The organism is uncultured Campylobacter sp., from assembly GCF_938030785.1.
Lineage (GTDB): Bacteria > Campylobacterota > Campylobacteria > Campylobacterales > Campylobacteraceae > Campylobacter_B.
In genome coordinates this window covers 1-20,497 of sequence record NZ_CALHIK010000146.1, presented here as the reverse complement: position 1 = coordinate 20,497, position 20,497 = coordinate 1, and the positions used below count along the sequence as shown (strand labels likewise).

General features: G+C 47.0%; 17 protein-coding genes and 1 tRNA gene. 11 read left to right on the top strand and 7 right to left on the bottom strand.

Annotation, left to right across the window (positions count from 1 at the left end):
- Nucleotides 1–314, top strand: a 314-nt coding sequence (locus tag Q0438_RS08400; RefSeq protein ID WP_299190090.1) for a hypothetical protein, incomplete at its 5' end; no start/stop codon positions are given.
- 483 nt (nucleotides 315–797) lie between these two features.
- Here the strand turns inward: Q0438_RS08400 and nfo are convergent.
- Nucleotides 798–1,640: a deoxyribonuclease IV gene (gene nfo, locus Q0438_RS08395; protein ID WP_299190088.1), complete on the bottom strand. Its 843-nt coding sequence runs from the start codon at nucleotides 1,638–1,640 to the stop codon at nucleotides 798–800.
- A 285-nt stretch (nucleotides 1,641–1,925) separates the two neighbouring features.
- Nucleotides 1,926–2,408 (bottom strand): hypothetical protein, encoded by a 483-nt coding sequence (locus Q0438_RS08390; RefSeq protein ID WP_299190086.1) that lies wholly within the window; start codon nucleotides 2,406–2,408, stop codon nucleotides 1,926–1,928.
- Nucleotides 2,409–2,480: 72 nt separating this feature from the next.
- Here Q0438_RS08390 and Q0438_RS08385 point away from each other — a divergent pair.
- From Q0438_RS08385 to Q0438_RS08350, 8 genes are all read left to right on the top strand, one after another.
- Nucleotides 2,481–2,555 (top strand) — tRNA-Glu (locus tag Q0438_RS08385).
- A gap of 166 nt (nucleotides 2,556–2,721) precedes the next feature.
- Entirely contained in the window at nucleotides 2,722–3,456 is a 735-nt protein-coding gene (locus Q0438_RS08380) for a spore coat protein (RefSeq protein WP_299190084.1), read from the top strand.
- A gap of 46 nt (nucleotides 3,457–3,502) precedes the next feature.
- The gene (locus Q0438_RS08375; RefSeq protein ID WP_299190092.1) at nucleotides 3,503–4,639 is read left to right on the top strand and encodes a multidrug effflux MFS transporter; all 1,137 of its coding nucleotides are present in this window, start codon (nucleotides 3,503–3,505) and stop codon (nucleotides 4,637–4,639) included.
- Nucleotides 4,640–4,751: 112 nt separating this feature from the next.
- Entirely contained in the window at nucleotides 4,752–6,575 is a 1,824-nt protein-coding gene (gene thrS, locus Q0438_RS08370; RefSeq protein WP_299190082.1) for a threonine--tRNA ligase, read from the top strand.
- Nucleotides 6,572–7,093 (top strand): translation initiation factor IF-3, encoded by a 522-nt coding sequence (infC, locus tag Q0438_RS08365; protein WP_298987451.1) that lies wholly within the window; start codon nucleotides 6,572–6,574, stop codon nucleotides 7,091–7,093. Before thrS ends, infC begins: the two co-directional genes overlap by 4 nt.
- 315 nt (nucleotides 7,094–7,408) lie before the next feature.
- The gene (gene rpmI, locus Q0438_RS08360) at nucleotides 7,409–7,600 is read left to right on the top strand and encodes a 50S ribosomal protein L35 (protein WP_005871089.1); all 192 of its coding nucleotides are present in this window, start codon (nucleotides 7,409–7,411) and stop codon (nucleotides 7,598–7,600) included.
- A gap of 98 nt (nucleotides 7,601–7,698) precedes the next feature.
- Nucleotides 7,699–8,055 (top strand): 50S ribosomal protein L20, encoded by a 357-nt coding sequence (gene rplT, locus Q0438_RS08355; protein WP_299190080.1) that lies wholly within the window; start codon nucleotides 7,699–7,701, stop codon nucleotides 8,053–8,055.
- A 129-nt stretch (nucleotides 8,056–8,184) separates the two neighbouring features.
- On the top strand, nucleotides 8,185–10,146 hold the full coding sequence (locus Q0438_RS08350; RefSeq protein WP_299190078.1) for a spherulation-specific family 4 protein: 1,962 nt from the start codon (nucleotides 8,185–8,187) through the stop codon (nucleotides 10,144–10,146).
- Nucleotides 10,147–10,638: 492 nt separating this feature from the next.
- Here the strand turns inward: Q0438_RS08350 and Q0438_RS08345 are convergent, their stop codons facing one another.
- The 4 genes from Q0438_RS08345 to Q0438_RS08330 all read right to left on the bottom strand — a co-directional run bounded on the left by Q0438_RS08345 (nucleotide 10,639) and on the right by Q0438_RS08330 (nucleotide 17,194).
- Complete coding sequence (locus tag Q0438_RS08345) at nucleotides 10,639–11,352, bottom strand: histidine kinase (RefSeq protein ID WP_299190076.1); 714 nt, start codon at nucleotides 11,350–11,352, stop codon at nucleotides 10,639–10,641.
- A gap of 51 nt (nucleotides 11,353–11,403) precedes the next feature.
- On the bottom strand, nucleotides 11,404–13,224 hold the full coding sequence (gene selB, locus Q0438_RS08340; RefSeq protein WP_299190075.1) for a selenocysteine-specific translation elongation factor: 1,821 nt from the start codon (nucleotides 13,222–13,224) through the stop codon (nucleotides 11,404–11,406).
- Entirely contained in the window at nucleotides 13,217–14,827 is a 1,611-nt protein-coding gene (gene selA, locus Q0438_RS08335) for an L-seryl-tRNA(Sec) selenium transferase (protein WP_299190074.1), read from the bottom strand. Before selA ends, selB begins: the two co-directional genes overlap by 8 nt.
- A gap of 177 nt (nucleotides 14,828–15,004) precedes the next feature.
- Nucleotides 15,005–17,194, bottom strand: coding sequence for an autotransporter outer membrane beta-barrel domain-containing protein (locus Q0438_RS08330; protein WP_299190072.1), 2,190 nt, complete (start codon nucleotides 17,192–17,194; stop codon nucleotides 15,005–15,007).
- Between the two features lie 238 nt (nucleotides 17,195–17,432).
- On the opposite strand from Q0438_RS08330, the gene Q0438_RS08325 reads away from it, so the two are divergent.
- Complete coding sequence (locus tag Q0438_RS08325) at nucleotides 17,433–19,115, top strand: 4Fe-4S binding protein (RefSeq protein WP_299190071.1); 1,683 nt, start codon at nucleotides 17,433–17,435, stop codon at nucleotides 19,113–19,115.
- Nucleotides 19,115–19,795, top strand: a complete 681-nt coding sequence (locus Q0438_RS08320; RefSeq protein WP_299190070.1) for a molecular chaperone TorD family protein — start codon at nucleotides 19,115–19,117, stop codon at nucleotides 19,793–19,795. Before Q0438_RS08325 ends, Q0438_RS08320 begins: the two co-directional genes overlap by 1 nt.
- Nucleotides 19,796–20,265: 470 nt before the next feature.
- Here Q0438_RS08320 and Q0438_RS08315 read toward each other — a convergent pair.
- Nucleotides 20,266–20,497: hypothetical protein (locus Q0438_RS08315; RefSeq protein ID WP_299190069.1), on the bottom strand; the 232-nt coding region annotated here is incomplete at its 5' end.

Sequence of the window (20,497 nt, the reverse complement as noted above, 5' to 3'; positions counted from 1 at the left end):
AAGGCATAGGCGATAAGAGATTCGAAGCCATTAAGGACGATCTTGCCGTAAGCGGACAAACAGATATAAGCGATATAAAATCCGCAAAGCAAAAAGCAAACAAAAAAGCCAAAGATACCGTTAAATCTACTAAGGCTAAGGCAAATGCCAAAGCGGAAAAGATGGAAGAAGCGATGGATGATGGCATGGATAAGGCTATGGGCGGTAAGACTAAAGCAAAAAGCTCTATGGATAAAATGAAAGACGAGGCTAAAGAGGACGGCTCGTCAAAGGCTTCGGCAAAGAAGGTTAAAAAATCTAAGAAAGAACAATAAGAAAGAATATATAAAATAAAGGAGGAGCGTAAATTGGGCTTCTCCTTTGGTTTATGTTTTATAGTTCTATTCTTTTCTGATCGTTTCTATTATAAATTTAAGATTTTTATAGTCTCTCTTTTTTCTATCTATCTCTCTCTTATAAATTCTATAAATTCCGTGGGCTTTGAAATTTTACCTTTTTGCACTTCTTCCTCGGCTTTGCTTTTGTTTTATTTCGTGTTTGATTTATTCGGTTTTTATGGTTTTTAAATTTAGAGATTGATTCTGCGGTAAAATTTTAAGCGAATTTGCGCGAGCAAATGGATGCGACGTAAATTTCATTATTTCTCAGAGTCTGCTACGAGCTGTATAAATTTCGCTCCACAGTTTCCCGCACATATCTTATTAAAATTTTACGTATCCACTGCAAAGTCGCGTTGTGCGCTGTATTTACTAGGCATAAGGATCATGCCGCGCACCGAAAACAAACCTAGTGCGGCGCTATTTTATCATCGCCCGAAGCATCGCGATCTCCTCTGCCCAGAGGCTCTCGTCGATCGTCTCTAAAATCAGCGGGATCTCATCGATGTTCGGGTCGTTCATGATGTTTTCAAATGCCGCGAGCCCCAAAAATCCGCGTCCGAGGCTCTCGTGCCGATCCTTACGCACGCCAAGCTCGTTTTTCGTGTCGTTTAGGTGCATGCCTCTTAAAAATTTATAGCCGATCGCGCGGTCAAACTCGCTCATCGTGCGCTTGTAGGCCTGCGGGCTGCGGAGGTCGTATCCTGCGGCGAACGCGTGACAGGTATCGATACAGACGCCGATGCGATCTTTGTTTGAAATTTTATCGATCACGTAAGCGAGCTGAGCGAAATCATAGCCGAGATTGGAGCCCTGGCCGGCGGTATTTTCGAGCACGAGTTTGACGCCTGCGGTGTTTGCGATGGCGAAATTTAGCGACCCTGCGATATTATCCAGGCACTCTTGAGCTGAAATTTCATTTAGATGCGAGCCGGGATGAAAGTTTAAAAGCCTAAGCCCGAGCGCCTCGCAGCGACGGATCTCATCCACGAAGGCGTTTAGGGACTTCTCGCGCTCTGCCTCGCGCGGATGGCCCAAATTTATGAGGTAGCTGTCGTGCACCAAAACATGCTCCGCGCCGATACCGCTTTGCCTCAGCGCGTCCTTAAATGCGGCGATCTCCTTTGCGCTAAGCGGCGGCGCGTCCCATCTGCGCTGATTTTTGACGAACATCGCAAACGCGTCCGCCCCGATCTTTGCGGCGTTTAGCGGCGCGTTGGAAACTCCGCCGCTAGCACTCACGTGCGCTCCGATCCGCTTCATCCTACCTCCTAAATTTTATTTTACGCCGCGTGCGGCAAAATTTTATAAACCCGAGCCGCACGCGGATTTTTTAAATTTAAATGCGCGCTTTTTCTTTTGCACATACTCTGCTTGGTAAATTTCGCCGCGAAGAGTCGGCGCAGAGCGTCAATAAAACCGCGCCGTTTGCGCAACTTAGGCGGCTACCCCGCCGAGTAATGGAATTTTGACCGCTCGCACCGTGTTTTGGGCGGCTGCTAGAGCGCATTATTCTCGCGCGCTTACAAGAACGCACCGCGTGAAATTTTACTGCAGCTCGCGGATTTTGATCTTTACGCCGCGTTTTGCGTCGGCGAAGCTTATGGACCTTCCGCCGCCGTCCTTGCCGCGGCAAACTTTATAATCGATAGAGCCTTCTTGCAGGCTTTGTTCAAAGCAGTGGCCACCCGCGTCGCTGCCGCCGAAGATCGGCTTTCCGTCTAGGATTTCGCCCAGAAGCCCGCGATAGTGCTCGGCGCCGAAGAATTTTTTATTGAAAACAAGCTCGTCGTCGCACGCGCCGTTCATGCAAATTTTATCGCCTTTTAAAACCAGGCTCAGCACGCTGATGCCGCTTGCGTAAATTTGAACCTCGGTTTGGTTTTTAAATTTACGCATAAAGCCCGCGTCGCTGGTGCGGGTAAGCGGCGAAACGACGGTGAAGTTCACGGCGTTTGTTTTCTGAGGCGCGATTTTAGCGCATCCTGCGAGCATTAAGATCGCAAAAAATAGCAAAGTTTTTCGTTTCATAATTTTTCCTTAATTTAATCACGTTTTAAGTTGGCTTTATATAAAATACGCTTTCTCAATTTATCCCCATTTGGCCCCTTCGTCTAACGGTTAGGACATCGCCCTTTCACGGCGGTAAAACGAGTTCGAATCTCGTAGGGGTCGCCAAAATTTCCCCTGATTCTACCCTTTTAAATTTAATTTTTCCAGAAATTTTTGATTAAAATTAAATTTGATGAATTTTATCTGCGCTCGGTAGGCGTAAAATTTTAAAATTCTATCGATAATATCGAAATTTAGCTCGCTCTAAAAATTTTATGCTAAATTTGCGCTTATGCAAAATTTTCAAAACCATGTGAATGAAATTTTAAAAAACCATTCGGGCGAGCGAATTTTCGGCTTTGCATACGGCGGGCAAAAATACTGGCTCAAACAGCCTGAATTGCATATCAGAGGCGGGCTACTTACGAAGATTTTTAAGCGAAATCCCAAAAAAGCGTTTGATTACGAGGCGAAAAAGTATGAAATTTTATGCGCTGCAGGCTTGCCCGTGCCCCGTTTAGTGCTGCGCGGGCAGGATTATTTCGTGCTGCAAGATGCGGGCGAGCCGCTAGATGCGGTGCTGCACAACGCGACGAACGAAAATAAAGCGGCTCTGATCGCTCGGTATGCGAGCGCGCTAGCCGGGCTGCACGCGCGAAGCTTTACCCACGGCAGGCCCGCGCTGCGCGACATTCTTTTCAAAGAGGGCGAGCTTAAATTTATAGATTTTGAAAACGACGGCGAGCACGGCGATCTGCAAGAGCTTAAAACGCGCGATTTTTTGCTTTTCGTCTATGATCTGTGCCGCGAGGGGCTGAGCGAAAGCTTGGTGCGCGAAGGCGTCCGTAGCTACGCCGCAAACGACGGAGTGGACATCGTGCAAAACGCGTGGACTAAAGTACTGAAGCTGCGCCCGCTATATCTGCTTTTAAGGCTCTTGCCGGCTAAATTTAAAGATTTAAACGCCGCCATTCGCACGTTTGAGCTGTGTTTGAAGATGATGAAGGACGGCGGTGGAAAAAGCTAGCCTGAGCAGATTTGCCAAGATCAAGCTCGTCGTCATACTCGCCTATATGTCGGCCTTGGCGCCGCTTTCTACCGATATGTATCTGCCCGCGCTAGAAAGGGTCAAACAAAGCTTCGCCACGAGCGAGTTTTACGCGCAGCTTTCGGTTGCGAGCTTTTTCGTCGCTTTTGCGCTAGGACAGCTGCTCTACGGGCCGCTAAGCGATAAATTCGGCCGCAAAAAACCGCTATATGCGGGTATTTCGCTTTTTATCGCGGCGTCTTTAGCCTGCGTGAGCTTCGATAACATCTACGCGTTTATATTTTTTAGGTTTTTGCAAGCGCTCGGCGGATGCGCGGGAGTGGTGCTTGCGCGGGCGATCGTAAATGATAAATTTGAGCTACACGAGGCTGCGGCGATGTTTGCGCTGATGATGGTCGTGGGCTCGCTCGCTCCGATGCTTGCGCCTACTTTTGGCGGATTCGTGCTTGAGTTTTTCCCGTGGCAAGCAATTTTTACGATCTTATTCGCGCTTGGAATTTTGCTTTTCATATTCATATTTTTCGGGCTGGATGAAAGCGCCGAGATAAAAAGCGACGCCGCGATAAGCGTAGCAGCCGTGGCGCGGGACTACGGCGAAATTTTACGCAACAAAGAGTTTATGAGATACACCCTCGGCTTTGCGGTTGCGATGAGCGCACTTTTTGCCTATATAACGGGCTCGAGCTTTATATTTTTGGATTATTACGGGCTTAGCGAGCGCGCTTTCGGCGCGATATTCGGCATAAACGCTCTTGGGATGACCTTGGTATCGGCGCTGAACGCCAAGCTCGTGCAGAAGCGCGAACCCGCGGCTTTATTAAATTTCGGCCTAATCGCGATGTTTGCGATGAGCCTGATTCTGCTCGCATGCTCTATGCTTGACTTACCGTTTATCTGCTTTGAACTCTCGCTTTTCGCGCTGCTTTCATCGCTCGGCTTTATCGCGCCAAACGCCACGACGCTTGCGATGGCGCTGTTTAAGGGCGGCAGATCCGGCGCGGCCTCGGCGGTGCTCGGAACCACGCAGTTTGCGATCGCAGGAGCGGTATCTTTTATCGTAGGCGCCGTGGGTGCAAACGAGCCGCTTCTGCTTGCGGGCGTGATGATCATCTGCGCACTAAGCGCCAACGCGATCTATTTCGTAATGCGCGAAAAAAGATGAAATTTACAAATTTAATATTTTTTAAATTTATCGTTAAGGATTGATTGGCTAAAATTAGCTCTCGTTCTTTCAGCGTAAGAAAGACAATTCGGTAAAAAGAGGAAACGAGCCAATGGGCGATATTATCGCGTATAAATTTAACGGTGAAATTTACGATACTCAAAGCATCGGTGAGCGCGCAAGCGAGGCGCAGCCGATATATTTCGATAACTCCGAGGACGCGCTAAAGGTGATCCGCCACTCCTGTGCGCACCTTTTGGCGCAGGCGGTGCGCGAGCTCTATGCGGGCGCAAAATTTTTCGTGGGACCCGCGATCGAGGATGGGTTTTACTACGACATCCGCGTCAGCAAAGATAACGGCGAGAAGCTCGGAGAAGAGGATCTAAAGACGATCGAAAAAAAGATGCGAGCACTCGCCGAGGCAAATTTAGAGATTAAAAAGATAGCCTCCACCAAAGAGGCGGTCGCGAAAAAATATGCAAACGACGATCTTAAGCAGGAGGTTTTAAAACGTATCCCCGAAGGCCCGGTTAGCTTATACGCGCAGGGCGAGTTTGAGGACATCTGCCGCGGCCCGCATGTGCAAAATACGAAATTTTTGAAAAATTTTGCTCTTACGCGCATCGCGGGGGCGTATCTCGGCGGCGACGAGAAACGCGAGATGCTAACTCGCATCTACGGCGTCGTATTTGCCGATAAAGATAGCCTTAAAAAGCACCTTACGATGCTCGAAGAAGCCAAGAAGCGCGACCATCGAAAGCTCGGAGCCGAGATGAAATTTTTTACCTTCGACGAGCAGATCGGCGCAGGACTTCCGATCTGGCTTCCTGCGGGTACAAGAATGCGCATAAGGCTCGAAGAGCGCCTTTATAGGCAGCTTCGCAAGCGCGGCTACGAGCCGGTGCGCGGCCCTGAAATTTTAAAATCCGACGCGTGGAAGATCAGCGGACACTACAGCAATTACAAAGAAAATATGTATTTTACGACGATCGAGGAGCAAGAATACGGCATCAAGCCGATGAACTGCGTCGGTCACATCAAGGTTTATCAAAGCGAGATCCGCTCATATCGCGATCTGCCGCTTAAATTTTGCGAGTACGGCGTCGTGCACCGCCACGAAAAAAGCGGCGTCTTGCACGGGCTTTTCCGCGTGCGCGAGTTTACGCAGGACGACGCGCATCTGTTTGTGATGCCGAGCCAGATCAAAGAAAACGTCTATGAAATTTTAGATTTCGTCGAGCTTTTGATGAAGGCTTTCGGTTTTGAATATGAGCTTGAAATTTCGACCAAACCGCAAAAGGCGGTCGGCGACGACGAGGTTTGGGATATCGCGACGAAGGCCTTAAAAGACGCGCTTGACGAAAAGGGCTTAAAATACGGCTTAGACGAGGGCGGCGGCGCATTTTACGGGCCTAAGATCGACATCAAAATCACTGACGCGCTTGGTCGAAAATGGCAATGCGGCACGGTACAGGTCGATTTTAACTTGCCTGCGCGCTTCGAGCTTGGCTACATCGACGAAAATAACGAAAAAAAGCAGCCCGTGATGCTGCATCGCGCGATTTTGGGAAGCTTCGAGCGCTTCGTGGGGATTTTGCTCGAGCACACCGCGGGCGAGCTTCCGTTTTGGATCTGTCCTACGCAGGTATCGATCGTGCCGATCGGCGAGGCGCACGCAGACTACGCGAAAGAAATTTTAAATTTGCTGCGCGAAGCAGACATTGACGGCGAAATTTTAGATAAAAACGAGACGTTAAATAAACGAATCAGAACGGCTGAAAAGCAGAAGGTGCCGCTCATTATCGTCCTAGGCGATAATGAAGTTTCGGCTCGCAGCGTGGCCTTGCGCGATCGCAGGGCGCGCGAACAGCGAAATTTAGGGCTGGATGAGTTTTTAAATTTCGTAAAAGCTAAATTAAACGAGGTGAATTTTTGAGCAGAGAGAAAGAGGTTTTTCTAAACGAGGACATTCCGGCTAGCGAAGTCAGGTGCATAGGCGACAACGGCGAGGTTTACGGCATAATTTCAAAGGCGCAGGCGCTGCAAATCGCCGAGCGAGAGGGTGTGGATCTGGTTTTGATAGCGCCCGATGCAAAGCCGCCCGTTTGCAAGGTCATGAACTACAGCAAATTTCGCTATCAGCAGGAAAAAAAGCTCAAAGAGGCGAAAAAAAAGCAAAAAATCATCGAGATCAAGGAGATTAAACTGTCCGCCAAAATCGCTCAAAACGACATTAATTACAAAGTAAAACACGCGAAAGAATTCCTTAGTAGCGGCAAACACGTCAAGCTTCGCGTATTTTTAAAAGGGCGCGAGATGTCAAGCCCGGAAATCGGCGTAAATTTGCTCAATAAAATTTGGGACGAATTTTTTGCAGAAGTTGCCGATCGCGATAAGGCGCCTGCGCTGGAGGGCCGCTACGTAAATATGCTGATCACGCCGAAAAAGGCGTAGCGTAAATTTAGCGGTATTTTGCGCTGCGTGCGGCAAAATTTTAAAATTTTACGCTGTTTTTCTCCACGGCGCAGCACGTAAATTTAAGCCGAATAGCGTAAATTTTAAAATTTATACAGGCTAAATTTATCTCTAAATTTAGCCCTTTAAATTTATATAGAATTTTCAAATCAAGCGGAACCGAAAGCTAAACGATCGGTAAAATTTAACTTTAAATTTATTTTGCGTTTATTTGAGCTATAAAATTCCTTAAATTCAAATTTTTCAAAGAAACTTTATTATATACTTCCCATTCACTTTAAAAAAAGGACGACCATGCCAAAGATGAAAAGCGTGCGCGGTGCCGTCAAGCGTTTTAAAGCGGGCAAAAACAAGATCAAAAGAGGCTCAGCGTTTCGCAGCCACATTTTGACGAAGATGTCTCAAAAACGCAAGAGGAATTTGCGCGAAGCCCAATACGTCGATTCTACGAACGTATCTGCGGTTAAAAAAATGCTTTGCAAATAGTGCGAAGTTAGTTTTTGACGAAAGTCATTCAAACTCCCCTAAATTTATGTATTTTAGGGCAAGATCCCCAAAGGGACGCCGATTAAGAAAGGATTAATATGGCAAGAGTAAAAACGGGCATCGTTAGACGCCGCCGTCACAACAAGGTGCTAAAGCTTGCGCGCGGATTTTATAGCGCAAGACGCAAACATTTCAGAAAGGCTAAAGAGCAGCTAGAAAGAAGCCTTGTTTACGCCTTCCGTGACAGACGCGCGAAAAAACGCGATTTCCGCAGACTTTGGATAGTGCGCATCAATGCAGCTTGTAGGCTAAACGACATCAGCTATTCTAAATTTATAAACGGACTTAGAAAAGCGGGCATCGAGCTTGATAGAAAAATTTTAGCAAATATGGCTATGAACGACGCCGAAGCTTTCGCAACCGTCGCGAGGAAGGCAAAAGCGGCATTAAAATAAGCTTTAAAATTTGGTCGCCTCCAAGGCGGCTAAATTTTTAAATTTCGACAAAGCTTTTAATTTTAAAAGCGCGTCTGCAAATTTGTCGAAATTTAAGAATTTAGGTAATTTTATTTGAGGCGGTGCAGAATGCTAAAGTCTTTGAAAAAAATCGTATCTCTTGCGCTTATCGGTGCAGCAGGGTTCGGCTATGCGAGCGAGCAGAATTCCTGGGGCTATGCAAACGCGCAAAAATCACCTTCCAACAACACTTCCCGTTCCGACGTAATGAGCGCTGCGGACAGCCTGGGCGCGAAATTAAGTAGGCGCGACGCGGCTAGCGATAACTCCGCAAGCGAGCAGTATGAGAACTCATTTCGTATCAAACTCGAGTACGCAAGAGGCTTTGCTAAAAAGGGCTCATATTCGGGCAGGCTTAATAATCAGCGCGTTATGATGCCTGCGTTTCGCTGGACGGGCAATAGTGGCGTAAATGCCGAATTTTGGAACGGCATTACCAATATAGGCGGTGCGCTGGTTCCTTATGTGGCTTTCGGTTCATACGAGGCGGCGATACCGGGCGATCAAACTACGCAATATCTAGTCAGAAGGGACGAAGACGCGGTTCAGATGAAGCGAAATATTGCGGCAGGCATAGCAAATTTAGGCTATACCTATACCAAAAATTCTACTAGAAATCTAAATTTAGTCTATGCCGATATCGATAATTTCGTAAATTTCTACGGTAGAGAAAATATCGCAGGATACTTCATCGACGAGGTAAATACCGAAAACAATCCCGCAACTATCGCCTATATGGCGAATATCTACAATTATATCAAGACTAAATATCCGGGAATGCTAGTTTTAGCAAACAACGGCTGGGGCGTGCGCGATGCCATAGCCCCTTATGCGGACGTTTGGATGCTGCAAGAGGTGAGCGCGGATGAGTATATAAACCACTATCGTCCTAGAACCTCTGAGTTTGAAAAAGACCCGGCAAATTCCTCTAAAATTTTGCATGTCATATACAACGCCAGACCCGATCAATACGACGAGATCATAAGGCTATCTCGCGAGCGCAACGCGGCAAATCTATTCATCACCTCCGATACGAATGCCTATCCTAGCGGATACGACGATCTGCCTACCTATTTTGAAGCGCTGATGCTGGCGATCAATAACTTCACGCCTAAAAACGGCAGCCTGTTTTCGCAGGTCGCAAGAGGCGGCAACCGGGTAGGTATCGAGATGCCGCGCTCGAAGGTCGATCTGGATCTTACCAAGCTAGCAAGAAATTCCGCTTATAAAAATTTAACCGACACCGACGGGCAGGAGTTCAACGTAAACGTAAGCGCGATCGGAAACTACGGCGGGGATTACAGCGACCGCTCGGGCGGCGTCAAATACGATTACAAGAGCGACGGAATTTTGGTCGGAATTTCTAAGATGATGGACGATTTTATGCTGGGCGCGATCTTTGGATATCAAAAATCGGATGTTTGGTACGAGGGTAAATTCGACGGCGTCAAAGAAAACATCAAATCCTACGAGTTCGGCCTCGCGGGCAGATACGACTTTAACGAAAACGTGGATCTGGCGGTCAATTTAACCTATTCGACGAACGATCATAAATTTGAAACCAACAACGGATTCGGCGCTATCCACGGCGCGAAATACAAATCGCAAATTTGGGATTTCAGTACCAGAGCCGGGTACAAATTCTTATTTGAAAACGGCTACATTAAGCCATATTTGGGGCTTGGAGTGATTAGAGTGAACGAGGATGCGATCTCTAGGCTTAGGTTTAGCTCCGCTTCAAAAACCGCACCGAACGGCACCGCGGGAATTTACGCGATCAAGGCTTTCGGCGATCTGCAGATATTCGCAAATGCGGAGTACGAGCATCGATTTAGCGGCGATTCGTATCACGCGAGCAGAAAGTATTCGGACAGATACGACGTCGAGGGGCTTGATTATTCTAGCGGCGTGTTTAACGGCGCGATCGGACTGAAATATAAGATCCTTCAAAGCGTCGCACTTAGCGCGTCGTACGAGCTAAGCGAGAGCAAAAATAGCCTGGCAAGAGCCGCTTTCGACGTTGAGTTTTGATTTTAATCGGACGTAGCCCAAGATAGGTAGCCTTAAGCACGATTATAAATTCCTCTTTGCCGCAAAGCGAAAATTTTATGAAATTTGCGGCTAAATTTTAACGGGGCTTTGCCTCGAAATTTTAAAATTTCGGCCGTAATATCTTTACTCGCATAATCTCTGCTTTTAAATTCTATTTATGATCGCTTTTGCGCCGCTTCGGATGCGAAGCCACGAGATATAATCGCTGCCGCAGAATTTTGCGCGAATGCTTGAGGATTTTTTAAAATTCTAAATTTTTGCCCGTTTAAAACTTTGCGGATCGCGTTTCATCCATAAGTGATTTTAAAATTCTATGCACGGCGCAACTGAGGATTTTTAAAAGCAGCAAAATTTTAAGAATTCCAAGGGAGCATTCAAATTTTCGAGGCAAAATTTAGACTGATTGGAAGTTGTCGAAATTTGACAAAAGAAGCGAAATTTTGCGGATCGCTCCGCAAAATTTAAAAGAGATTATTTTAGCTTGTCTAGTTCGATGATGTAAGGCACCGAGTTTACTCCTGCGCCGAAGTATTTGCCGGCTAAGGCTTTGGCGGCGTCTAGCTCGGCGGCGCTTACGTCTTTGGCGCCCGCTTTGTTATTTTCTGCGTAATATTTTTTAAGGACCGCTATTTTTTGCGCGTCGGTTTTGGCGCCTTTGATCTCTTTGTAGATGAGCGCGGATTTCGCGTGGCCGCTGTCTCCGTGCACCGAGGTCATGACGATATCGACGTTATTTGTTTTTAGCGTCTCTTCGATTCTATCCATCTCTTTGCGGCAGAACGGGCATTCGGCATCCGTTAGCATCAAAATCGTAGGCTTTTTAGGATCGTTTCCCAGCTTGATGATATTATCTTTGTTTTCGGATTTTACGACCTTTGCCAGCTGCCCCGCAACGCGGTCTTGCTTGATCTGCTCTTTGTAAACCACGCGTTTTTTAGGATCGATGATGTCCGTAAATATCAGATCGCCCTGAGTAAAAATAATATCCTCTTGCAGTATGTCGCCTTGAGAAATTTTTAAAACGACGGCCTCGACGCCCTTTGGCTCGCTAAGCGGGATGCGCTCGGCGATCTTTATGTCGATGCCTTGCGGTACGCCGCCGTAGATGGATAGAATTTCGCTGTCGCTTAGAGCCGCGTTTAGGCTCGCTGCAAGAGCAACTGAAGTTAAAATAGCTTTTTTCATTTTTTTCCTTTGCAAAAAATTCCGCGCATTGTAGTGCAAAATTTTAAATTTTTACTTTTTCAGATAGCGTTTATTATCGATCGTCACGATATTTCCCATTTTATCTAGGTATTCGAGATAGCAGATGACGAATTTCCTGCTAAGCCCAAGCTCCTCTTTAGCGTTCGTGACGTTTACGAAGCCATCTTTTTCGATGATTGCGTAGAGGCGTTTGATCGCCAGGGCTAAATTTTCAGCCTCGACGAAGAGATTGTGCGCGAGACGGACGACCTTTTTGGCGTAGGTCAGCTTCTTTAGCGCGTCATCGCCGCTACTGCGGTCGATCTCCAGCTCGTCATAGACGTTATACGGCGCGAGAGGCGCTATGCCGCCCTTTTTGATGAGATCAAAAATTTTACTCTCCAGGCTCTGTTTGAGCGCGTCAAAATCTACCCCCGATTTTACGTAAACTCCGCCCTTTTTGGAGACGATGCCGCCCCGTTCAAGCTCGCTAAGCGCGCGCGCGGCGAGCTCTTCGCTAGCCCACGAGAGCTTTAGAGCGATCGAGGCGGGCGAAAAGATCGCGTAGTCATTTTTCGAGACGATAAATTTTATGAGGCTTTTTACGTCCTCGATCGCACTTAGATCGTAAACGCATAAATTTGCTTCGTCAAAATACGTCCCCTCTAGGCCGCGCGCGATCTTTGCCGCTTCGTCGTATTCCATACCGAAGCGCTGATACGCCGAAAATAGCCCAAATCCATGCTTGTGAAAGCCGCTTAGAATTTTAAACGCTTCGGTGAAATTTCGCTTCAAAAGCGCGGTTAGAAGCACGGCTTTGCTCTGCTTTTTTAGTGGCTCGACTACGGCGTTTAGCACGCGCCCGCCGCCGATTACTCGTGAGTTTGCCAGGCAGACGAAGGGTTCATTGAATTTCAAAAACATCGTTTTGTCAAATTTAAAGCTTACGAGCTTCTCGCCGCTAGGAAGTTCCTTTAAAATGAGCGCTTTTGCCGCGCTTTGTTTGCTTCCGACGCAAAACAGTACGTCTTGATTATGTGAAATTTCGCCGCTAAAGGTGCAGTCGGCTTCGTTAAAGCCGCGGAAAAAACCTTTTTTGGTTAAAATTTGCCCCTTTTCAAGCTCGCTCGTTTTGGCGTCCAGACTTAGCGCGACGCGGTTTGGAGCCTGCGCCAGCGGCGTGTCCTCGTCATGGATCTGCACGCTTTTGACGTTAAAAATTTTACCCAGATCGCAGTTATAAAGCTTCTCGCCCTTTGAAATCGCGCCGTTAATGAGGCTGCCCGTTACGATGGTGCCGAGCCCCTTAAGCGAAAAAACTCGGTCGATGTAGTAGTGCACCACGCCGCCTCCTTGGCGCTGCGCGGGCTTGATATTGAAGAGATAATTTTTCAGCTCGGCGATGCTTGCGGGGTCTTTTATGCTGATAAAAAAGGTGTTTAAAATTTGCAAATCTTTAAATTTGAAGATATATTCCTTGCACTGCGCCGCGACCTCTGCCCTGCGCGCGTCGCCCACCAGATCGCACTTGCTGATACACAAGATCACGCTTTTTACCCCAAGCAGCGATAAAATTTGAATATGCTCTTTGCTTTGCGGCATCAGCCCGTCGTCCGCGGCGACCACCAGCATCGCAGCGTCGAAGGCATACGCGCCGCTAATCATCGTCTTTACTAAGTTCTCGTGTCCCGGTACGTCGATGAATGCGACGTTGGTGCTCCCAGAGCGCAGATGCGAAAAGCTAAGATCGATCGTGATGCCACGCTGCTTTTCGCTCGGCATTCGGTCTCCCTCAAAGCCGTTTAGCGCCTTGATTAATGCGGTCTTTCCGTGATCGATATGGCCTGCGGTGCCGATGATTACGCTATTCATAAATTTCTCCGATCTTTTTTATTAAATCTTGCAAGTCGCTTTTTAAAATCGATCTGAAATCGAGCAAAAATCTATCCTGCTCGATCCGTCCGATTATGCCCGCAGCGCGAAATTTTGCCTGCGTGCTCTGCGGATCTGCGCCGTCAAGTATCGCAAGCGCGACGCTAGGGTAGGAGGCGCTCGGCATCGTACCGCCGCCTACGAAGGTGGTAGTAGGCACGATCTGCGATTTTACGCCGATGCGCGATCGCACTAGCTCCGCTCGCTTGCGCAGCTCGTCCAGGCCCAGATGGATCTGATCTATCGTCGTGATGAGGTGAAATTCTTTATTTATATACGCCTTGATCGTCTCGGCAAGCAGGCTTAGCGTGATCTTATCCACGCGCAGCATTCGCAGTAGCTGGTTTTTACGCAGACGCGCGATGAGCTCGCGATCCCCTAAGATGATGCCGCACTGCACGGAGCCGAAGAGCTTGTCGCCGCTAAAGCTAAGCAGCCGCACGCCGCTTTTTAAAAGCTCAAAAATAGAGGGCTCGCTTTTGCCTAGCCCAAATCCCAGCTCACTTACGTAGCCGCTTCCAAGATCGTAATAATCAATGATCTCATTAAAGCTTTCCTCTTTTTTCATGCTAAATTTTGCGGGGTAAATTTTAGAAGCTTTATCGGAAATTTCGCCCGTGCCGCCTCCATAAAAACACTCGTTATTTACGGACGGCTCGCCGCTATTTAAATTTAAAGAATTTGCAGAGCTCGCCGCTAAGCTTAAACTATTCGGCGCGGAATTTAGAATTTCGCCGTCTGTATCCGAAGAGCCGCCGCAAAGATCTGCTAAATTTTTAAAATTCGCCGCTCTGAGCGCTAAAAATTCTCTCTTTGCCTGTGAGGCGCGACGTGCGAGGGCCGCAACTTCCGCAGCGCTTACGCTCGAGCTGAAGCCCGAAATTTTAAAATTTGAGCGGTGCACCTTCATCAAGATCGCCGTGTTTTCATTGATCGCCTCTTCGTAATCGTCCGGCTTGGTTTTGTTCGTAGTGCCGATCTCCACAAGCTTTGCGCCCGAGTTTGCCATCACCTCGCTTACCCGAAAGCTCCCGCCGATCTCGACTAGCTCGCCGCGGCTTACCACGACTTCACGTCCGCGCGCGAAGGTATTTAGTACCAAAAAGACCGCCGCAGCGTTGTTATTTACCACGAGTGCGTCCTGCGCGCCGAAGAGCTCGCTGCACAAAAGCGCTATGTAGTCGTATCTGTTGCCGCGTGCGCCCTCGGATAGGTCGTATTCTAAATTTGAATATGAGGTGATGATCTTTTGCGCGCGGGCTAAAATTTCGGCGCCAATGACGCTGCGGCCGAGGTTTGTGTGTAGTACGACGCCGGTTGCGTTGATGAGCGGTTTGAGGCTTATATTTTGAAATTTTTCGTAGCGCAATTTGATGCGCGCGATGATCTCGCTTTCGCTTGCGACCGAGCCTCCTTGCAGCGCCTTTTCGCGCTCCTGCCGGATGAGCTCTTGCGCGATTTTGATGATTTGCGGGCGGAGGCAGTTTTGAAACTCCTGCGCGTTTGCGATTTTGTCGATTTTGGGTAGTTTGATTTGTTGCATTGCGACCCCGATGCCTTAAAATTTAGGCGATTTTAGCAAAATAAGCTTTTGCAAAACTTTATTTTGAAAGATCGCCCCGCGCGCAGAGGCTTTGCTGCGTTTTTAAAATTTTAAGCAAGCCTCTTGCGTAAGCTATAAATTTAATGCGTCGAGTTTTGGCGGACACTTCTTGCGAGGTTAAAATTTATATTCTAAGTTTAGTCCTGCGCTAAGTCCTTTTCGCTTGCCTACCATACCTTCAAATTTAGCTGCGGCTTCAAAATTTCCTAGATTTTTTAGCTTCGCTCCGACCTCTGCAATGCCGGTATTTCCCTTCATCGAAGGCGAAGCGATGTCCGTACCGTAGGCTAAATTTAAACCCTTTGCCTTACCGTCCAATTCCCGCTCATAAGCGAGCCCGCCGAAAAAATCCAGGCTTTGCCCCAGCTCGTAAGAGTACTTAAATCCGAGCTTGGTCCTTAAGGAGTCGCTCTGTTTTAAAAGTATGCTTTCGGAATTTATCTCGACTTGTTTTTTGCCCACTCTGGTAAAAAAGAGTTTCGCGTAAAGATCCAAGTCCGAAGCATCGTTTATCTCGAATACTTTGCCAACTCCTGCGTGTGCGCCGTAATAGTTTCTGCTAGCGTCGTAGCTTGCTTCCGTGCCGCCGGGTAGTACGGTTTTGTAATCCGTTTTGATCCTGCCGATCTTTGCGGAAGCTTCGACGTAAAAATCGCTAGGTAGATCAAGCTTGCCCAAAACGCCCGCGCCGTAATATCTCATATGGCCGCTTCCTCTGATATCGGATATGTAGTTTCCGTTAAAAGTGCCGCCGAATTCGTTGAACGTATCGTACTTGCCGCCGCCGAATTCCATAAAGAGCGAGGTAAGCAAAGAGTCAAATTCCTTCGCTAAACCCAGGACGAATGAGGCCGATCTGACGTCCACGTGCGAGCCCGATTCCAGCCTCATATCCGAAGCCTTCATTCCGCTTAGCACCGCGCCGCCCGCGCCGTCGCTGCTTAGATTGGAATTTGATAGGGCATCAAAGCTCTGTCCGATCAAGGCCATCGCTCCTGCGGTAGGTTCTAGGATGCTTTTTTGGACGGTATCGATCAGCCTTTTTGCGTTATTTACGCCTCCGCCATTATTATCGCCTATAGGCTCGGATGGTTCCAGCGGCGTTAGCGGAGTGACTTTGCTTCGCACCACCGCGTATAGCTCCTTGCCTTCGCTGGCTTGCTCATCGCCGTCTTTTTGCAGACCGAACTCATATATCGTAGAAATTCCCGCTATGGCTTGCAGATTTTCCTTATGGTTCGTCATCTCTGCGGGATAGATTATGCCTTGAGGATTTTTTAGCAGGACGATCTTGTCGTTTTTATTTAGATTGTTGCTCTGCCCGCCCATGGTAACGGCGAGTTTGGCTATATTCAGATCGGTCTTTTTATCGCTCGTGATGTAGCCCCATTTGATTCTTCCGCTTAAATTTAACACGACGTCGTTCGCTCTAATATCGCTCGGCAGGTAAAAATTTATCTTTTCAAAATTTAAAATATTACCCGCGTTTATATTTTTTCCGCGGACGTTTAGCGTGTTTCCTTTGACCGAGTCGTTAAAGTTATTCCAGTTGCCGCTACCGCCTATTATAGTATTTAAATTTAGCCCGCTTGCGTCTAAATTTACGGTGTTATCGATCGCTACTAAGGAATTTGACTTGCCGCCGTATATGGTGCCTCGTATCTCGCCGCCTCTGATGGTTACGATATTTCCGTGCACATTGCCTCTGCCGTCGGAGTAAGCGCCTCTGACGTCTTTTTCGATAACGCCGCCTTCGATCGTCACTTCGTTTTTGGTGATATCATCGCCTCTTGTGGAATACCCGCCGATGACATTTCTTTCGATAGTGCCGTTTTTAATCAAGACGGAATTTGAAGTAAGAGCGCTACCGTTGGTGTAGCCGCCATAGACATTCTGAATTATTCTAGTATTGGCTCCGTCGATTACGACGCTGTTGCGCTCGGCTCTGCCGCCTATCTCCGCAGAACCTCCGTAAACCATCTGGATACCGTCGCCGCCGTTTATAAAGACCTTATTATCATTGGAGTGTAATTTGCCGGGTATCATTTCGGCAGCCAATCCGCCGTAGATGAATAGGCCTTTGCCCTCATCTATATTGGGCGGCGTATCGTTCCAAATGAGCGTATTGCCGGAGAAATTATTGGTTTTTTTACCGGCATTGAAATTACAGTATCCCCCCATAACCTGATCCATCTCCAAATACGGTTCGTATTGAGATTTCGGAGTATCTGCATTTATGGTTACGGTTTCCGCTCCGTACAAAGAACCCATCACTACAAAAGATAGTAGAATTCCCACTCGCTTCATTTTGCAATCCTTTAAAAAGAAATTTAGATTATTTTTTGATTATATTTAAACATAGGTTTAATGTAGCTTAAACCGGATATAGCGCAATTTAAATTTATATTATAATTTATATTTCAGTTGATTTATCCTGGGTACCGAAGAGTGTTTTATTCTTATAAAAAAGCGAGCGGCGCTAAATTTACGAAAAATTTATAAATTAAGAGTAAAAGGGGCTTAATTTTATCAATTAGGATAGATTATGAAAGATTTTGGATTTTATAGCGCTGGGTTTTCCGATGTGGTTTTGAGCGACGGCATCGAAATTTGCGACGATGAAGAAGGGGCGAAAAACGAGGAATTTATCGTCGCCAACTCACCTAAATTAAAGGCTCAAATTTACGCGCCGCAGATAAATTTTTATATCGCAAACAGCAAAGACGAGCCGCTGGTAATTGCGCAAAACGTAGATATTTTATACGAAGCCGCCGCCGCAGCCTTTGACGGCGCGCTGTATAGCGATCATCAAAAGCCCGTGGGCAAAAACGTCATCCTTGCCTGTGACGAGCCGCGAGAGGAACTCGTGGCGTTATTAAAGCAGCATGGATTTAAGGTGATCGCGCTAAGCAGGGCCGAGATAAAGTTTGTCTACGGCGAGATCGGCGATCTTAGCGTGAGCATTTCGGGCGAGGACGACGAGTTTGAGGTGCAAAGCGATTTTTTCTTGGTGCGCGGCGCGCAGGCATATCAGCTGCGCCAAAGCGGCTGCTATGAAATTTCGGGGCTAAAAGATGGTGAAATTTTAGAAATTTTGCAAAGCAAAAGCCCCGTTTATCGCTACCGAAATTCTACGATTTTCGATCCCGCGATCTGCCAGTATCAGGGCAGGCGAAACGATCTGTGCGCAAAATGCGTCGAAGTCTGCCCTACTGTTGCGATTTTGAAAAACGACGAAAAGCGCGAGCTGGTGTTTTCGCACATCGACTGCATCGGCTGCGGCGAATGCGTGAGCGTCTGCCCTAGCGGTGCGCTTAAATTTGCGCCGCTTCCGCAGAGCGTCTTTTATGAAATTTCAAAGCTTTATAAGGGCAAAATTCCGCTTCTCATCGCCGAAGGCGAAATTTCATCCGCTTTAAAAATAGAGCTTCCGTGCGGCGTGCTGCCGTTTGGAATTTTTGGAAGCAAGCAAATAGATGAGGTAAATTTGCTAAGCGCTATGCAGGAAAGCGGCTCGAGCGTGATCGTTTACGGCGCGGACGCGGGCGAGGGCACGCGCGAGGCGGTGGAGCTCATCAATGGAATTTCGCGCGCGATCTACGGCAAGGACGCGGTATTTTTAGCGCGAAATTTAGCCGAGCTGCAAGAGGCGTTAGGGTTTGCACAAAGCGCGCAGCCGTGGGGGCTTTCGATAAACGAGCAGGGCCTTAGCAAGAAAGAAATTTTCTCTAAACGAGTAAGCGCGATGGTGGGCGAGGGCAGTTTCGGCACCGTAAAGAGCGGCGAGCGGCTGAGATTCGGCGAGGTTAGCATAAACGAATCGAGTTGCACGCTGTGCCTTAGCTGCGTGGGTGCCTGTAACACCGGCGCGCTGTATGCCGATAACAGCGACAATTCGATTAAATTTAACGCCTCGCTTTGCACGACGTGCAACTACTGCGTGCTAAGCTGCGCCGAAAAGGACACGATGGCGCTAAATATTAGCGGGGTTAGGCTTGCGCCGGAGTTTTTTACCTATCGCGTGCTAGCCAAAGACGAGCTTTTCAAATGCATCGAATGCGGCAAGGAATTTGCGACGACCAAAGCCGTTATGAAGATCGCGGATATGATGGGCGCGCATTTTTCAAGCGAGCCTGAAAAGATGAAGACGCTTTTTTGCTGCGGCGATTGCAAGGCGAAAATAATGATAAAAAAACAGATAGAAGATGCTAGAAAAGGGGCGATGTAATGGATGCAAATTTAATCAAAGCAAGAAGCTACTACTACGAATTTTTCGCGATTCCGTTTTTTTTCTACAATACGGACGCTAAATTTAAACGCTGGCAGCAGCAGCTGGAGTTTTTAAAAGGCTCGCCCATCGCGCCCGCAGACGCGGCGGAATTTGAAAATTTGCAAAAATTTAGCTTCGAGGAATTTAAAAGCGAGCAAAATTCCGTACTTTTTGATTTTTCATACGCCAACGTGCCGATGAGTGCGAGCTTTTACGACGAGGGGCGCGATGATGGGCGTATGCGCGTCGCGGTAATCGACGTGCTAAAAAAGAGCAAATTTCGCCGTAATATGGAGCTTTGCAAAGAGTGCGAGGACTATGTGGGATTTATTTTTTACCTGCATTCGACGCTTTTGCGTAGCGAGGCGGAAGAGGGTGCGCAGGCTCTATCTACCGAGCTTTTTACTAATGTGACGAATGGGTTTGTGGATGAATTCGGGGAGTTTTTGTGCGGGCATGTGAAGGCGGATTTTTTCAGATCTTTGGGCGGCTTGATGAAGAGCTTTTTTGCGCTCGAGCGCTCATTGCTAGCGCTAAACGCGCCGAAAAAAGACATAAGTATCGCAAAAGAGGCGATTAAAAAGGGCGGATATCAAAATAAATTTACAAATCCTGAAGATATTTTTGATCTGGATTGATAAATAAAGAATCTTAACGGATTTCTAATAAAACGGCTAAAATTTTGATCTAAGCTTAAGCCTTGCAAGCATTAATTTTGCGAACGTATATTTTAATTAGATATTTATATTTTTAATTTTAAATAAAATTTAAAATGTAACTAAAATTTTAATTATTGTCTCACTGCCTTTTCGTTATAATCCGTCAAACTTAAATTCCGTAACAGGTGTTACCACAAATTGCAATTTTAAGGTGATCTCTTTAAAAGGAAGGGCAGATGGAAAATAAACGCAGGGATTTTCTTAAAAAATCTCACTTTTCAATCATATTAACCGGCTAAAAAATAAAGATCATAAGCAAAAACAGTAATAAAATTCTATGTTCAAATCATCTTATAACTGAGTTTTTTTAATAAAAAAACAGAGGAGCCAAAGGCTCCTCTGCCGCAATTAGTATTTCTTTTCGATTTTCTAATAGCTGTATCTATAAATTATCTAACTAAGTAAGCTCCTACAAGCTCCTTGTTGCTGTTTACTACAAGATGAACTTCGTTTCCGTCTTTTCTCTCGCCTCTTCCTTGTAATGCACCTGAAGATGAAACAACTACATACTTAGATAATGCGATACCTGCAACGTCAACCTTAGCTGTCTTAGAACCTATGATCTTAGTATCACCTAATGATCTGTTAACTAATGATGTTGAATTAGAAACTTCTGCAACT

Excerpts from the sequence above, each read along its gene's own strand:
- nfo (WP_299190088.1), bottom strand. The coding sequence starts at position 1,640 with ATGAAGCGGATCGGAGCGCACGTGAGTGCTAGCGGCGGAGTTTCCAAC.
- Q0438_RS08390 (WP_299190086.1), bottom strand. The coding sequence starts at position 2,408 with ATGAAACGAAAAACTTTGCTATTTTTTGCGATCTTAATGCTCGCAGGA.
- Q0438_RS08380 (WP_299190084.1), top strand. The coding sequence starts at position 2,722 with ATGCAAAATTTTCAAAACCATGTGAATGAAATTTTAAAAAACCATTCG.
- Q0438_RS08375 (WP_299190092.1), top strand. The coding sequence starts at position 3,503 with ATGTCGGCCTTGGCGCCGCTTTCTACCGATATGTATCTGCCCGCGCTA.
- thrS (WP_299190082.1), top strand. The coding sequence starts at position 4,752 with ATGGGCGATATTATCGCGTATAAATTTAACGGTGAAATTTACGATACT.
- rpmI (WP_005871089.1), top strand. The coding sequence starts at position 7,409 with ATGCCAAAGATGAAAAGCGTGCGCGGTGCCGTCAAGCGTTTTAAAGCG.
- rplT (WP_299190080.1), top strand. The coding sequence starts at position 7,699 with ATGGCAAGAGTAAAAACGGGCATCGTTAGACGCCGCCGTCACAACAAG.
- Q0438_RS08350 (WP_299190078.1), top strand. The coding sequence starts at position 8,185 with ATGCTAAAGTCTTTGAAAAAAATCGTATCTCTTGCGCTTATCGGTGCA.
- Q0438_RS08345 (WP_299190076.1), bottom strand. The coding sequence starts at position 11,352 with ATGAAAAAAGCTATTTTAACTTCAGTTGCTCTTGCAGCGAGCCTAAAC.
- selB (WP_299190075.1), bottom strand. The coding sequence starts at position 13,224 with ATGAATAGCGTAATCATCGGCACCGCAGGCCATATCGATCACGGAAAG.
- selA (WP_299190074.1), bottom strand. The coding sequence starts at position 14,827 with ATGCAACAAATCAAACTACCCAAAATCGACAAAATCGCAAACGCGCAG.
- Q0438_RS08330 (WP_299190072.1), bottom strand. The coding sequence starts at position 17,194 with ATGAAGCGAGTGGGAATTCTACTATCTTTTGTAGTGATGGGTTCTTTG.
- Q0438_RS08325 (WP_299190071.1), top strand. The coding sequence starts at position 17,433 with ATGAAAGATTTTGGATTTTATAGCGCTGGGTTTTCCGATGTGGTTTTG.
- Q0438_RS08320 (WP_299190070.1), top strand. The coding sequence starts at position 19,115 with ATGGATGCAAATTTAATCAAAGCAAGAAGCTACTACTACGAATTTTTC.